The organism is Candidatus Nitrospira nitrificans (assembly GCF_001458775.1).
GTDB classification, from domain to species: domain Bacteria; phylum Nitrospirota; class Nitrospiria; order Nitrospirales; family Nitrospiraceae; genus Nitrospira_D; species Nitrospira_D nitrificans.
This window is the reverse complement of the sequence record NZ_CZPZ01000012.1, coordinates 255670-270180: the sequence shown is the minus strand read 5'-3', so window position 1 is coordinate 270180 and position 14511 is coordinate 255670. Positions and strand designations below refer to the sequence as shown.

Below are 14511 nucleotides of genomic sequence, written 5' to 3'. Positions count from 1 at the left end.
AACTCAAGGATCAACGATGCATAGTTTTGAGTACCACCACGGTGAGTTGTATTGCGAACAGGTACCGGTCGGCCGCGTGGCAAAGGAACTCGGCACTCCCTGCTATATCTATAGCCATGCGACGCTCGTCCGGCATTTCCACGCCTATGACAGCGCCTTCAAGAATATCCCGCATGTCATCGCCTTCGCGATGAAGGCCAATTCCAATTTGGCCGTCCTTCGCCTGATGGCCAAGGAAGGCAGCGGCGCGGACATCGTGTCGGGCGGCGAGCTGTTCCGAGCCCTCAAAGCCGGGGTCCCGGCGTCCAAAATCGTGTTCGCCGGCGTCGGTAAATCGCCGGATGAGATCCGTGACGCGCTGAAGGCCGACATCCTCATGTTCAATGTCGAGTCGTCGGCTGAAATCCATGCAATCAACGAGGTGGCGGCCTCGGTCGGTAAAAAGGCGCGCATCGCGTTGCGGATCAATCCGGACGTGGATCCGAAAACACATCCGTACATCTCGACGGGGATGAAGAAGAGCAAGTTCGGCATCGCCTCGGATCGCGCGCTGGACGAATACAAGATGGCATCCTCGCTGGGCCACATCGACGTGGTCGGTGTCCACGCCCACATCGGCTCACAGTTGACGGACGTGACACCGTTCGTCGATTCCCTGAAGAAGGTCGTGACGCTCATCGATACGCTGAAAAACCAGGGCATCGCCATCCGCTACCTGAACATCGGCGGCGGACTCGGGATCACGTATGCCGAGGAGAAACCACCGTTGCCCCAGGACCTAGCGAATGCGATTTCGCCGCTCGTCAAAGATTTGGGGTTGACGCTCGTGATGGAGCCGGGCCGCGTCATCGTCGGGAACGCCGGAATCTTGGTGACCAAGGCATTGTACGAGAAGGCCGGCGAGACGAAGCACTTCGTCATCGTCGATGCCGCCATGAACGATTTGATTCGGCCCAGCTTGTACGGCGCCTACCACGAAATTCGTCCAGTGAATGAGGCCGTCGGGCATCGGGCCAAACAGACCGTGGACATCGTCGGACCGGTCTGCGAATCAGGCGATTTCCTGGCCAAGGATCGATCGCTGCCGAGCATCATGCCCGGTGAGTTGTTGGCGGTCATGAGTGCAGGAGCGTATGGCTTTGTGATGGCATCGAATTACAACTCTCGACCTCGTGTACCGGAAGTGCTCGTCAAAGGCGAAGAGTTTCACGTGATTCGTGAGCGAGAAACATACGACGACCTCGTACGCGGCGAGAGAATTCCGTCCTTCCTCAACGAAACGGAGTGAATATGTTTACCGGATCTCTTGTCGCAATTGTGACGCCGTTTCGACAGGGCACGGTCGACGAGCGCGCGTTGGCCGAGCTGATCGAATGGCAGATCGCCAATGGCACCAACGGCATTGTCCCCTGCGGAACCACTGGTGAATCGGCCACCCTTTCTCACGGCGAGCATAATCGGGTGATTGAGTTGACGGTCGAGGTGGTCTGTCGGCGAGTACCGGTTATTGCCGGAACCGGTTCGAACAGCACCGAGGAAGCCATCACGCTCACAAAACACGCGAAGCAGGCCGGAGCCGACGGCGCGTTGCTCATTACCCCCTACTACAACAAACCGACCCAGGAAGGACTCTACCGACACTACAAGGCGATTGCAGAGGCCGTCGATCTGCCCTTACTCCTGTACAACATCCCCGGTCGCACCGGAGTCAACATGCTCCCGTCGACGATCGCTAGACTCTCAGCCATCAAGACCATCGTCGGGGTCAAGGAAGGGAGCGGCTCCGTCCAACAGGCTTCAGATATCGTACAAACGTGCGGTGACCGCCTGACCGTGCTGGCCGGCGACGACTCCCTCACGTTACCGATGATGGCGGTCGGCGGAAAGGGCGTGATTACCGTAACGGCCAATATCGTGCCGATGGAAATGGCCGGCCTCGTGAAAGCCTTTGCCGAGGGGAGAATCGACGAAGCGCGACGGATTCATTTTAAGCTCTCTCCCCTCTTTGCGGCGTTGTTCTATGAGACCAATCCCATTCCCGTCAAAGAAGCGTTAGGACTCATGAGAAAAATTGACCCGGAATTGCGCTTGCCGCTCTGCCCAATGGCACAAGACACACGAGAGAAATTGATTCGCGTCCTCAAGGATGCGGCGTTGATCTAACCCAGGATGTTGAAAAAGTCTTCCAGCTTCGTTCTCACGTCGCTCCGAGGCTCAACGTACCGAAGCGTACGCCTCGCCTTTTGGCTCGTTGCGGCCTCGCTGGACAGCCTTTTTGAACATCCTCCGGGCAATTCTGGTTCGATCTGTGCGCGAGTGTCAAAATAGTTTATTGGCATCCTGCAAGGGACACGACAAGATGATCAAGATCATTGTAGCGGGTGCAGCCGGCCGCATGGGTTGTCGACTAGTGTCACTGATCCGAGATTCGACGGCGTTGACATTGGCAGGGGCCTTGGAGGGGAAAGGACATCCAGCGGTAGGAGAGGATGCGGGCGACACCGCAGCCTCAGGTCGTGCCGATATTCGCATCACGGATGACCTCTCGCTCCTGATGGAGCGAGGAGAGGTTGTGATCGACTTTTCTGCGCCCTCGGCGACACTGGAACATATGCGGACGGTGGCTCGCCATCGACGAGCCATGGTCATCGGGACCACCGGATTCTCGGCTCCTCAACTCGACGAGCTGAGGTCGCTGGCCCAGCAGGTTCCCTGCGTCTTTTCTCCGAACATGAGCGTCGGAATCAACCTGATCTGCAAAGTCATCGGCGAAATGGCCAGAACACTGGGGGACGACTACGATATCGAGGTCATTGAAGCCCACCACCGACTGAAAAAGGACGCGCCGAGCGGCACGGCCCTTAAGATTGCCGAAGTCCTCGCCCGTTCCGTGAGCCGAGACTTGGACCAAGTCGGAGTCTATGCCCGCAAGGGACTGATCGGCGAGCGAACCAAAGGGGAAATCGGGATACAAACCATTCGCGCCGGCGATATCGTCGGCGACCATACAATTCTATTCGGTGGGATGGGAGAGCGAATCGAGGTCACCCATCGAGCCAGTAGCCGGGATACGTTCGCCCTTGGAGCCCTGCGAGCCGCCAGGTGGGTCGTCCGCCAACCACCTGGCTTGTACGACATGATGGATGTTTTGAACCTTCGGTGATTATCTTCCCAACTCCGCCTCGGTATCGATCGACTCGACTGCATACATCTTCAATGAATGCACGGGTGTGATGCGGCTACGCAATACCTTCCCACAGGAAATTCAGACAGGCCGTGGCCCACTAAATAGAATAGATAGTGCGTCTCGCAGACGACATTGAATCCATTACCGATTATGGAGGAAGAAGGAATGGACTTTGAAGCCAGAATTCCTGATGAGTCTCCGTCTTGCCACCGGCGAGTGGAGATTAGCCGCCGCCCGTTATCTACGGAGCAGCCGTGACCCCACACTGAGCTGAAAGGCGCTGAGATCAAACCTGACCTCGCAACCCTCCCACTCCTCAGTAGGTAGTGATTTGCTGACAGGAAGGATTAGTGACGAGCCGTAATCGGTCGGGGTTCTTGATCCGCTGCTTTCCGACGACCACAATTCAAACAGGCAAACACGGTGATCGCAAGCCCGGCGTCCAAATCCACCGCCCGTTCCGGCAACATCGCACCATGACATTTATCGCAAGTCTTCATGGTCGGCACTGTAGCACCATAGAATTGGGAAACCAATACTCCTGAAGTACTGGATGGCACTAACAAGAGTCCTAATAGTACCTAGGCACCATAGGCCATTTGTGCATCAATTATCAGGTCCGATCTACGATCTCTGCCCAGTCCATTCTTGACAGACGTATCTTACTCACCTAGGATTGTGGTCCCCAATTGGATAGCCCACTATGTATAGATTAATTCTACTCATTTTGCTTTTTACAACTCTCTACTTCCTGCTCCGACAAATGTTTCGTGGATTCAATAAGCCGATTGAGGATGGTCGGGTGAAATCGTCCCTACGAGTCCAAGATGAAGAACAAGATCAGATGGTCGAGGATCCAGTGTGTCACATATTCGTCCCGAAGCGAATCGCCGTGATTGAGACAATTGGCGCGCGGGAATACTGTTTTTGCAGCCCGGAGTGTGCGGTGAGGTTTCGGAGTGAGCACCCCGTCTAGCAGATGGATTTAAAGATTACCTGAGATCGTGATCGTGGAATAGGCCGGTGATTTCTGCAATAAGTCGGCTAGCAGCCTGAGTAGGTGGAGTCAGAAAGTTTCTCGTCTTTGTCAAACTTGAGGGTGATCTGACATTGGTTGGGAGAGAAATTGAAGAATGGAGCCCCTGATTTTCCTCCGGCGATACGATGGTAAGTCCAAGTCTCTCCACCAAAAAATCTGGAGGCCTTGCCGTCCGGGGCACCCCAGTTCTTTTCGAACCAGCCCTTATCTTTTCCCTGAAGCTCGGCCGGTTTCAGCGATGCCTCGAGATATGGGTTGTTCCCTGAACAGGCAGGAACGACAAAAGCGAAGAGCAGCAACCAGACAAATCGGGGCATCGTGATATCTCCTCTAGGGCCAATGGGCACTGTCAACGGCGAAATTCTATCCCCCGCCCGAAACCCTGTCAAACTTTCGTATCGACTTCTTGCAGTGAAGTTGAGTTCTCCATAGAATGACCGATAGTAACGGTATCGCCTCATGATCTCTTCGCTAGGAAAGGGACAATTATGAAAATCTATCTCGATACAGCCAACGTCAAGGAAATCCATGAAGCGGCAAGCCTCGGATTGCTCGACGGCGTGACCACGAATCCCTCTCTGGTCGTCAAGGAAGGCCGAAGTTTCAGGGAAATGCTGCAAGAGGTCTGCAAGATCGTGGACGGGCCGATCAGCGCCGAGGTTGTGAGCGTGGAAGCGGACGCCATGGTGAAGGAAGGTAAAGAGCTCGCCAAGATCCATAAGAACATCGTGGTCAAGTGCCCGCTGATTCCGGAAGGCCTCAAAGCCACGAAGCGACTGGCGGCCGAGGGCATTAAAGTGAACGTGACCCTCTGTTTTTCACCGACACAGGCGCTATTGGCGGCCAAAGCCGGCGCCTGGTGCGTTTCGCCGTTTATAGGACGGCTCGACGACATCAGTTCAAACGGCATGGAGCTCATTCGACAAATCTTAACCATCTATAAGAACTATGACTACAAGACCTTGGTGCTGGTGGCCAGCGTCCGTCATCCGCAGCACGTCGTCGAGGCGGCGTTAGCCGGCGGGCACATCTGCACAATGCCCTACGGCATATTTCAAGCGCTCTTCAAACATCCGCTGACCGATGCCGGGCTGAAAAAATTTCTCGATGACTGGAAGGCGAAGGGGCAGCAGTAGCGATTGATGAGTGGGGGTGAGCTCCGTATTGGGCGGATGTTCGCCCTCACTCCACACGCCGCTCATTGTTCAAACAGAAGGTGAGTCCCTGTTGATGTTCTCTCATGCCACGCAGGATCAATTTCTTTTCTCGCCTTCCGAAATACTGCGTGAAACATCGAGCGAGTCAATCTTCCGGTAAACGTGTTTTGCTGGCTGGGATGGTAAGAGCCGAGCAGTGTCACGCCCCATGGCAGTCGATAGACCACGCCATGCCCGAACTTGGGAACCGGTGTCGGGATGGTCCTCCCCAGTGTACGGCAAGTCTTAAGGTAGTGATCGAACGCGATCTTCCCCAGAGTGATCACGACACGATGGTCCTTCAGCAGGCAAACCTCCTCCAGTAAGAATCTGCCGCAGCGTTCAAACTCATCCGGCTCGGGCTTGTTCTCCGGTGGCGCGCACCGTACCGTTGCTCCGATGTAGCAATCCGTCAGCGATAGGCCGTCCTCCTTATGTTGAGAGGCAGCCTGGTTAGCGAATCCATACTCATACAGAGCGTCATACAGCCAGTCTCCACTCCGATCACCGGTGAAGACGCGGCCTGTTCGATTTCCACCATGCGCCGCAGGGGCCAGCCCGAGCACATAGAGCTGAGCACGGCGATCGCCAAAACCGGGAACCGGCCGCCCCCAGTAGACCCAATCCCGATACTGCTTCCGTTTCTGCCGTGCGATCGCCTGCCGATAGACGACCAACCGCGGACAGGCCGTGCAATCGGTGATAGTCTTGTTCAGAACCGCCAGGGATCGCATAGGAGCGGCAGTGTAACACGAACGGGAACCCTATTCTGCTTGCTGGTGGTGGAGTGAGCTGTTAGCATAACTTTCGTTTTATGATGGATTGTATTTGGATGCAATAGAGGAGTCCTTGAATGATGATCCGTGGCCCGCAGTCCATATTTTCCATGGTCGGAATCGCTTTCTTGATCCTGTCGGTGTGTCCCTCCGCCCTGGCCGCGTCGGAAACAGCCGAGAACGGCAGCCAAAAGTCAGAGACGGAAAAGGATCTCCTCATACCGGACCTGCTGGATTCGCAGTCTGAGCCGGAAGACCGTCTGGTCATTTTGCCGGAAATCAAACGCGAGGGAGAACGGTTCTTTCTGAGTTCATTCAAGCTACCCGACAAGATCACATTTGCAGGAGTGCCGGTCCCTCTGGATAACTGGCAAGTGCGAGAGCGGATCGAGTACGAGTTCTATCAATTTCTAGAAGATCAAGGCGAAAGCATCATTCTTGCCAAACGTACCGGCCGGTGTTTCCCTCCGGCAGAAAAGCAGTTGGCCGATACCGGGTTGCCGGACGACCTCAAGTACATGTTGTTGGTCGAGAGCAAGTGCATTTCCGCCGCCTATTCGAAAGCAAAGGCGTCGGGCCCCTGGCAGTTCATCCCCTCCACGGGGCGCCGGTATCGACTCAAGAGCGACGCCGTTCGAGATGAACGTCGGAATCTTGAAATGTCGACCGAAGCGGCAGTGAAGTACCTCAAGTACCTCAAGGATTTCCAGGAAAATGATTGGTTCTTGGCCATGGCCTCCTACAATGCCGGTGAAGAGCGAGTCCGCAAGCTGCTCAAAGAGCAAAAAATTACCGACTATTGGAAGATGCATGGCCCACGCGAGACCATGCGATATGTCCCTCGTATCATCGCCGCGAAGGAAATCTACTCCCAGCCCGAGAAGTATCTTGGGTTGACCAAGAAAGACCTCTATATGCCGCTTGAGACCGAAACCATCACGGTAAACGTCAAGGATTCCCAGCGCGCGCTGACCTCGATCGCGGAAGAATTCGGCACCTACCTACTCGAGCTCAAGATGCTGAATCCCGAGTTTAAGAAAGATCTGCTCCCTCATGGCACCTATCAAATCCGCGTGCCCCGGCAGACCTGTCCTAGCCGCTGCTTCAAACAAGAAAAGACTCCGTAACGCTCATGGCCATGCGGCTTCGCCTTCCCTCTTCTTCTGCACGGCCGCTTCTCCACAAGCTGATAGCGGCCGGGCTGAATGCGGCCGACCCCTACCACGCTCTGCTCAAACACGTCGCGCTTGATCGCCGTTCCCTGCGCGTGGGTCGTCGCGCCTACAACCTTTCGCACATCGACCGTATCATCGTCGTCGGCGCGGGCAAAGCTTCGGCAAGGATGGCACAGGCATTGGAGACCGCACTGGGAACACAGTTGGAAGAGGGACTCGTCATCGTCAAGACCGGGCACACACTCACGACCAAACGGATCGCCGTGCTGGAAGCCGGCCATCCCATTCCCGATCGCGCTGGTCTTCACGCGACCCAACGACTTCTGCACCTAACACAAGGCCTGACGCCACGAGATCTGCTGATCGTGCTCTTGTCCGGAGGCGCCTCGAGCCTGCTCCCGGCTCCGGTCGCCGGGGTGACGCTGGCCGATAAGCAGCGCACGACGCGCCTGCTGCTTCGCAGCGGTGCCACGATCAACGAAATGAACGTCGTGAGAAAACATTTATCCTTGATCAAAGGAGGAGGACTGGCCGCGTCCACCCAGGCGAAGATTGCGACCCTCCTCCTTTCGGACGTCATCGGCGATGATCTCGGTTCCATCGGCTCGGGGCCGACCGCGGCCGACCCTTCGACATTTGCGGACGCAGTAGACGTGTTGCAGCGATATCGAAGTTGGCGTGCCGTGCCCGAGGCCGTACGCCGCTACTTAGACCGAGGCCGAAAAGGAGAGGCCTCAGAGACTCTGAAGCCTGGTTCACGACGGTTGCGCAGCGTGCAGCATCACATCATCGGTAACAACCGGATCATGCTGGAGGCCGTCGTGCGCGCCGCCCAACAGGCTGACCTCCACACCCAATTCGTCTCCCACCCCATCACGGGAGAAGCGCGCGTGGCAGCGCAGCAGTTGACGGACCTCGCCAAGGCGATTGCCGAAGGGCATGGCATTTTAAAACGCCCATGTTGCGTGGTGGCGGGAGGCGAGACCACCGTGACGGTCACGGGCCGTGGAAGGGGTGGGCGCGCCCAGGAATTCGCCGTTTCTGCGGCATTGGAGATCGCCGGCCTTCCCAACACATGGGTCGTGGCCCTGGGCACCGACGGAACAGACGGCCCCACCGATGCAGCCGGCGCGATTGTCACTGGAGACACCGTGGCGCGAGCGAAGAAACTCGGCATTGATCTCCAATCCTCTTTAAATCGGCACGATACCTATCCTGCCTTGAAAGCTCTCGGAGGTCATATCCACACCGGTCCGACAGGAACCAACGTCAACGACCTTTACCTTCTCCTTCTGCTCTAGCTACTATGCCGGAGTATGACCCGTCCCTTCATCGTTCCCTTGTCTCAATGCACCGATCTCGATCTTGTGGGAGGCAAGGCCCTTGGGCTCGCTCGTCTCATTGCCGCCGGCTTCTCTGTTCCACAAGGATTGTGCATCACGACAGCGGGCTATATACAGTGCCTGCATGCCTCGGGGTTTATTGAGCATGAGGAGTGGCGGAACGCCTGCGCATTATCAGAAAACGAGCGAGCGTCGGCGCTGGCCGACTGCCGGGTTCGCATGAGACGGATAGAGACTTCTCACCTTGCCGCTCACTGTCTGACTGCGCTCCAAGCTCTTCATCAGCCACCGAACGGGCGCTGGGCCGTCCGGTCATCGGCCACGAATGAGGATACGGCTCATGCCAGCTTCGCGGGGCTCTATCGCACACACCTTGGCGTGGCTCTCTTCGAGATCGACACTGCGATCAAAGACCTCTGGGCTTCGCTCTGGGAAGAACGGGTAGTGAATTACGTCGCTCGCCTGAGCCACCGGACAGCTCCGAGAATGGCCGTGGTGATCCAACCGATGGTCGAGGCGCAATCGGCCGGAGTCGCCTATTCAATACATCCCGTGACCGGACGGTCGAATCAGGTGACGATCAACGCCGTACTTGGACTCGCAGCGCCGCTGGTCGACGGCACGGTCAAGCCGGACCAGTATGTTGTGGAAGTGACCGACGAAGGGCAACCCACGTGGGTTCGTCGACGCGTTCTTGCCCATAAGTCCGACCCTCCGACGGTGGGGAAAGAGGGACTGCGCACCGATCCGCTCAGCGGAGCGATCACACTCCGGTCGTCACTCACTGATGTTCAGCTCTTTTCTCTTGCGCGGACGGCCAAACGCATCGAACGAGCCTTCGGACAGCCAATGGATCTCGAATGGGCTTTTGATACCCGACAATTGTGGATCGTGCAAGCCAGGCCGATTACCGCCGTCCGCCCTTCTTCCGATCTCACCAATGATGATTGCGAATGGTCGCGCACGAACTTCAAGGAAACGCTGCCCGAACTGCCGAGCCTGCTGAGCCTCTCATTTCTTGAACGGTTCATGGATGCCTACATCCTCTCCCATTATCGAAGACTCGGATGCCGTATTCCCGACGGGCTCACGGCAGTCCGTGTGCTGAAAGGACGCCCTTATCTAAACGTCACTCTTTTCCATATCTTAATCGCTCAACTTCGTGGAGATCCCTCCATGAACACCGAGCAAATGGGCGGTGAACCATTGCAGACCATACCCCGGGTCCAGCCACTCGATGTGCCGGCCTTTGTCCGCGCGGGATGGATGATGTGGGGAGAGATGCGGCGGGTGCAACGACAGGGCCCTCGAGTATTCGAGGAAATGAAAGCGCTGGCGGCAACGTATCGCCGCGATCACATTCTGCCCCTCTCAGTAGAGGAACTCGTGCCTGAGCTGGACAAGCTCGGCTCCTGGTTGGAGGGCCGTGAAGTCACGTTTGGCATTGCCGGGGGAGTTGGACAATGCCTGCAAATTTTCAGTCAATGCCTGCCTCGGTGGCTGGGTCCGGACTGGAGGAGTCTGCTGAATGCTGCCCTCCAAGGACAAGGGACCGTCATCAGCGCACAGCAGATTCTTCGCCTCGCTGAGCTCACGGACATCGCCAGACATGAAGCAGTCGCGCGCGCATTCCTCACTTCCGAACCATGGAACCCAGCCACGTTTCGAGTGACTCTTGCCGGCAGCGCATTTCTGCATGCCTTCGACAGATACCTGGAGGATTATGGCCATCGCGCGGTCGGCGAATCGGACGTCATGGCCCCGCGTCTCGCCGATAACCCGGAATCGATCCTCGCGATCTTGCGTGCTCAACTGATCTCCGCCGCTCCTTCTCAGCAAACCGTTCGCTCGCGCCAAGACAAGACGAAGACTGCTGCGCTGGATCAGATCAAGCGGCGAATTGGCTGGCGTCTGGACCGATGGGCCATCTTCTTGTGGTGTTACCGGCGATTGTGCCGGTTCTTTGCGCTGCGTGAAGCCAATCGGCACCACCTGATGTATTACTCAACCGCGATTCGCACCCTTTTGTTGCGCCTCGGAGAACTGTTGGTCGGGCGAGGCCAGCTCAACCAACGCGACGATATCTTTTTTCTGACGATCAACGACCGAGCCGATCTGCTGGCCGGAAGTACCCGAGACTGGAAGGCCGTGATCAACGCCCGGAGAACCGAGCGAGAATGCAACGCCGCGATCGAAGTGCCCGACACGATTCATGACTGGGAAACTGCGAGCGAACAGATCGTGACATCCGACACCTCCAAAGAGAACGGCACCTTGTCGGGCACGCCGATCAGCGTCGGAACCGTGGCAGGCCCGGTTCGGATCATCCGCTCGGTAGCCGATTGGAGCAGGGTGATGCCGGGGGAGATTCTAGTGGTGTCAGTGATCGATCCCGGCTTGGCTCCTCTTTTCGGCCTTGCTGGAGGCTTGATCGCGGAAATGGGCGGCACCCTGTCGCACGGAGCCATCATCGCCCGTGAATACGGCCTGCCGACCATCGCAAATGTCGAAGGCGCCATGGCGCGCCTGTCTGATGAGATGCAGGTCACTATTGACGCAGGAGCAGGGACCATTCGTATAGAGCCATTTCCATAATTTTCAATTGACTAGAGCTGATTGATCCAGGCCTTCTGCTCCTTGACCTTTTTCAATTCCTTGCGTAGTGTTCAATCGATTTTTGATTCTCTACGCTATATGTAGCGGTTCATTGAATTGGATTTGTGACATGGATCAATCACTAGCCGGCATGATTCCCCTGGCCATCGGTTTCGGGGCAGGACTGCTCCTGGGCGGTGTGTTTGCGGGCCTATGGATCACGAGTCGCCTACGGCCTCAGGCGCAGCGGGCGGAGGCGATGGTGGACGAGCTCCGCAGGCAAGTGGAGCAAGAACGAGGCGCGATAGCCTCTCTCCGCCACGAATTGTCCGATGCGCAACAAGCGCGGGTCACCGCGGAAACTAGAATAGAGGACGCTTCGCGCCAGCTCGCAGACCAGAAACTCCTCATCGATCACACGCGTCAGGAACTCGTGGGATCGTTCCAAGCTCTGTCCGGCGAAGCGCTGAAGCAAAATAACGAGGCATTCTTGAAGCTCGCCGCCGTCTCGTTTGAATCGCTTCAGATCAAGGCGGAAGGGGACTTAGCTCAACGGCAGCATGCCGTCGATGCGCTGGTCCGCCCCCTTCAAGAATCCCTGCAACGCTATGATGAACAGTTGCGCTTGTTGGAGCAATCTCGGCAGTCGGCCTACGGTGGATTGGATCAACATTTGAAGTTATTAGCGGAATCACAGCAACGGTTGCAGCAGGAGACTGGAAATCTGGTGAAAGCCTTGCGGGCTCCGACCGTGCGAGGTCAATGGGGTGAGCTGACATTGAAGCGAGTGGCTGAACTCGCGGGCATGGTGGACCATTGCGATTTCGTCGAGCAACTCTCCGTGACCGGCGACGAAGGGCGTTTCCGGCCCGATATGGTCGTGCAATTGCCCGGAGGACGCCAGATTATCGTGGATGCGAAGACCGTGCTGTCGGCCTACCTCGATGCCCACGAAGCCCAGGACGAGGCCCAGCAGCTGGAGGCCTTGCGCCGCCACTCCGCCCAGGTCAAGAGCCGCATGGACGAGTTGTCGCTGAAAGCATACTGGACTCAGTTCGATCGCGCGCCGGAGTTTGTCGTGCTGTTTCTTCCAGGTGAGCAATTTCTCGGGGCAGCGCTGGACCACAATCCCCGTCTTATCGAAGAGGGGTTTGCAAACGGAATCGTGTTGGCAACTCCGGCGACGCTCATCGCGTTACTCCGTGCCGTCTCGTACGGCTGGCGTCAAGAACGCATGACCGCCCATGCGGAAGAAGCCGGCCGATTGGGAAAAGAACTGTATGAGCGCATGGCGGTGCTGGCGGAACATATGAACGATGTCGGCCAGGCCCTCGGCAAAAGCGTGTCGGCGTACAACCGAGCCGTCGGTTCTCTTGAAACACGCATTCTTCCCGCGGCCCGGCGCTTCAAAGAATTGGGGGTCTCGTCGGATCGCGACATCCCGGTGTTGGGGCCGACGGAAGTGGTTCCACGCAAAACCCTGCCGTTTGATATCGAATGAAGGAGCGGGCATGACCGACGAACAAGCCATGGTCGAAGCATTTCATAGCAAGTTCGAGATCGTCGTCCAGACCACCCCGCGTGATGTGAGTGCGGAGACGAAACACCTTCGCATTCGGCTCATTCAGGAAGAGTTCGACGAATTGAAGGAAGCCATGGCCTCCGGAAATCTCGCCGCGGTCGCCAAAGAAATGGCCGATCTCCTGTATGTGACCTATGGAACCGCCGTGTCCTACGGGATCGACATGGAACCGGTATTTCAGGAAGTGCACCGGTCGAATCTAAGCAAAGTCGGTGGCTACAAGCGGGCGGATGGGAAATGGGTGAAGCCTCCCACCTACTCGCCGGCCGATATCGAACCGATTGTAGAGGTCCAGCGGGAGCAACCGCAGGCGGAGCGGCTATCGATGCATGATGCCGCCGGTGTATCCCGGAGTTCATGAGAGATCCACACTGCCCAAGTTGCGGAACTCCCTTCGTCCGAGTCGTCTATGACGAGGGAACCGTCGAGCGAATCTTCAATCGCCTCAGAATGTTCTCATTCCGGTGCCAACTCTGCACGGCGCGCTTCCGTGTCTATCGCAATCCGCCCCCGAGCCGACCCTCCGCCTCGGATCGCCGACAATACAAACGCTTACCCGTGTCGTTTCGGGCCAACCTGCTCGCAGAGAACGCCATGAGGATGGACAATCGCGTGACGGATATCTCCATGGGAGGCTGTACGCTGGAGACGACGACCACCTTGCCTCAAGGCTCGTTTATCGAGCTGGTCATCAAACCGGCTTCCGACGAAGAACCCATTAAGATCGAGACGGCTGTGGTGTGTTCTTCGCGACCGGAATCGATGGGCATCAGGTTCCTTGAAATGGTGAGGGATGACAAGGACCGCCTCAGTCAGGTGATCCTCAGCTTACTGGTCGGACAAAGCCTCCACTCGAATCTTCTTTCCTGAGAGTAACCTTACCCCATTAAGAAGATCGCCGCGAAGGCGAGGCTAGAAGGTTGTCGACAAGCCGAACGGGACCCAACCATACTGCGCCTCGTCTTGACCGCAATCCGCACACGATGTACATTGCCTGTGTACACAAGAGGACACCATGGGAATCGTTAACGTGAAAGAAACCAGGCGCCAGCTCAAGACATTGCTCGACCGTGTCGAGGCGGGCGAGACTATCATCATTGCCCACCATGGAGCCGTGGTCGCCAAATTGATGCCACCGGCGAAACGTCCCAAACGCCTGCCGTCACTGGCGGCCCTCCGTCGCACGATCAGACCGAAAGGTCGCTCATTAAGCAGCACCGTCCAGCAGGCCAGGACTGAAGAACGCGCGTGACGACCTACGTCGACACCAGCGTGCTCGAGGCCTATTAATGCCCCGAATCTATCAGCGCCCTTGCGGAGCGGACATTGCGAAGCCTGACCGCGCCGATGATCAGCGACCTAACGATGGTGGAACTGACCTCCGCCGTTTCACGAAAGATAAGAGAGAAAACCTTCTCTCGCGAAGAAGGCGCCCGCATCCTGACACTATTCGAGACCCACCTGGATGAGGGATACTACCGCATGGTACCTGTACGAACACGCGACTACCGGATGGCCAGATCGTGGCTGGCCCAATTGCAGGGCACCCTCCGCACACTCGACGCCCTACATCTGGCAGTGGCTGAATCCGCCGGAACCCATTAAGATCGAGACGGCT

14 protein-coding genes are annotated in these 14511 nt (G+C 57.0%); 12 read left to right on the top strand and 2 right to left on the bottom strand.

Going from position 1 to position 14511, the window contains the following annotated elements; genetic code table 11:
• Positions 1 to 16 precede the first annotated feature (16 nt).
• The 3 genes from lysA (at position 17) to dapB (ending at position 3163) form a co-directional block, all read left to right on the top strand.
• Positions 17 to 1288: a diaminopimelate decarboxylase gene (gene lysA, locus COMA2_RS09385; RefSeq protein WP_090896950.1), complete on the top strand. Its 1272-nt coding sequence runs from the start codon at positions 17 to 19 to the stop codon at positions 1286 to 1288.
• Positions 1289 to 1290: 2 nt separating this feature from the next.
• Positions 1291 to 2163 carry a 4-hydroxy-tetrahydrodipicolinate synthase gene (gene dapA / locus COMA2_RS09380; RefSeq protein ID WP_090896948.1) on the top strand — a complete coding sequence of 291 codons (873 nt, stop codon included), beginning with the start codon at positions 1291 to 1293 and terminating at the stop codon, positions 2161 to 2163.
• A 196-nt stretch (positions 2164 to 2359) separates the two neighbouring features.
• Complete coding sequence (gene dapB / locus COMA2_RS09375; RefSeq protein ID WP_090896945.1) at positions 2360 to 3163, top strand: 4-hydroxy-tetrahydrodipicolinate reductase; 804 nt, start codon at positions 2360 to 2362, stop codon at positions 3161 to 3163.
• A gap of 1068 nt (positions 3164 to 4231) precedes the next feature.
• On the opposite strand, the gene COMA2_RS09365 is transcribed toward dapB, so the two are convergent.
• On the bottom strand, positions 4232 to 4543 hold the full coding sequence (locus COMA2_RS09365; RefSeq protein ID WP_090896940.1) for a hypothetical protein: 312 nt from the start codon (positions 4541 to 4543) through the stop codon (positions 4232 to 4234).
• A gap of 171 nt (positions 4544 to 4714) precedes the next feature.
• Between COMA2_RS09365 and fsa the strand changes: the two genes are divergently transcribed.
• Positions 4715 to 5362: a fructose-6-phosphate aldolase gene (gene fsa, locus COMA2_RS09360; protein ID WP_090896938.1), complete on the top strand. Its 648-nt coding sequence runs from the start codon at positions 4715 to 4717 to the stop codon at positions 5360 to 5362.
• 62 nt (positions 5363 to 5424) lie between these two features.
• Here the strand turns inward: fsa and COMA2_RS09355 are convergent, their stop codons facing one another.
• Positions 5425 to 6156 (bottom strand): uracil-DNA glycosylase, encoded by a 732-nt coding sequence (locus COMA2_RS09355; protein WP_090896936.1) that lies wholly within the window; start codon positions 6154 to 6156, stop codon positions 5425 to 5427.
• Between the two features lie 119 nt (positions 6157 to 6275).
• Here COMA2_RS09355 and COMA2_RS09350 point away from each other — a divergent pair, with 119 nt between their 5' ends.
• The 8 genes from COMA2_RS09350 to COMA2_RS09315 all read left to right on the top strand — a co-directional run bounded on the left by COMA2_RS09350 (position 6276) and on the right by COMA2_RS09315 (position 14498).
• Positions 6276 to 7325, top strand: coding sequence for a lytic transglycosylase domain-containing protein (locus tag COMA2_RS09350; protein WP_090896935.1), 1050 nt, complete (start codon positions 6276 to 6278; stop codon positions 7323 to 7325).
• 5 nt (positions 7326 to 7330) lie between these two features.
• Positions 7331 to 8674: a glycerate kinase type-2 family protein gene (locus COMA2_RS09345; protein ID WP_245630948.1), complete on the top strand. Its 1344-nt coding sequence runs from the start codon at positions 7331 to 7333 to the stop codon at positions 8672 to 8674.
• A 15-nt stretch (positions 8675 to 8689) separates the two neighbouring features.
• Positions 8690 to 11311: a PEP/pyruvate-binding domain-containing protein gene (locus COMA2_RS09340; protein ID WP_090896932.1), complete on the top strand. Its 2622-nt coding sequence runs from the start codon at positions 8690 to 8692 to the stop codon at positions 11309 to 11311.
• A gap of 130 nt (positions 11312 to 11441) precedes the next feature.
• Positions 11442 to 12812: a DNA recombination protein RmuC gene (rmuC, locus tag COMA2_RS09335; RefSeq protein ID WP_090896931.1), complete on the top strand. Its 1371-nt coding sequence runs from the start codon at positions 11442 to 11444 to the stop codon at positions 12810 to 12812.
• Positions 12813 to 12822: 10 nt separating this feature from the next.
• Positions 12823 to 13254, top strand: a complete 432-nt coding sequence (locus COMA2_RS09330; RefSeq protein ID WP_090896928.1) for a pyrophosphohydrolase domain-containing protein — start codon at positions 12823 to 12825, stop codon at positions 13252 to 13254.
• A complete protein-coding gene (locus COMA2_RS09325) occupies positions 13251 to 13763 on the top strand; it encodes a PilZ domain-containing protein (RefSeq protein WP_090896927.1) in 513 nt (170 codons plus the stop codon). The genes COMA2_RS09330 and COMA2_RS09325 overlap by 4 nt, the downstream gene beginning before the upstream one ends.
• Positions 13764 to 13908: 145 nt before the next feature.
• Positions 13909 to 14145, top strand: a complete 237-nt coding sequence (locus COMA2_RS09320; protein ID WP_090896924.1) for a type II toxin-antitoxin system Phd/YefM family antitoxin — start codon at positions 13909 to 13911, stop codon at positions 14143 to 14145.
• A 50-nt stretch (positions 14146 to 14195) separates the two neighbouring features.
• Positions 14196 to 14498, top strand: a complete 303-nt coding sequence (locus COMA2_RS09315; protein ID WP_342672611.1) for a type II toxin-antitoxin system VapC family toxin — start codon at positions 14196 to 14198, stop codon at positions 14496 to 14498.
• Positions 14499 to 14511: the final 13 nt, after the last annotated feature.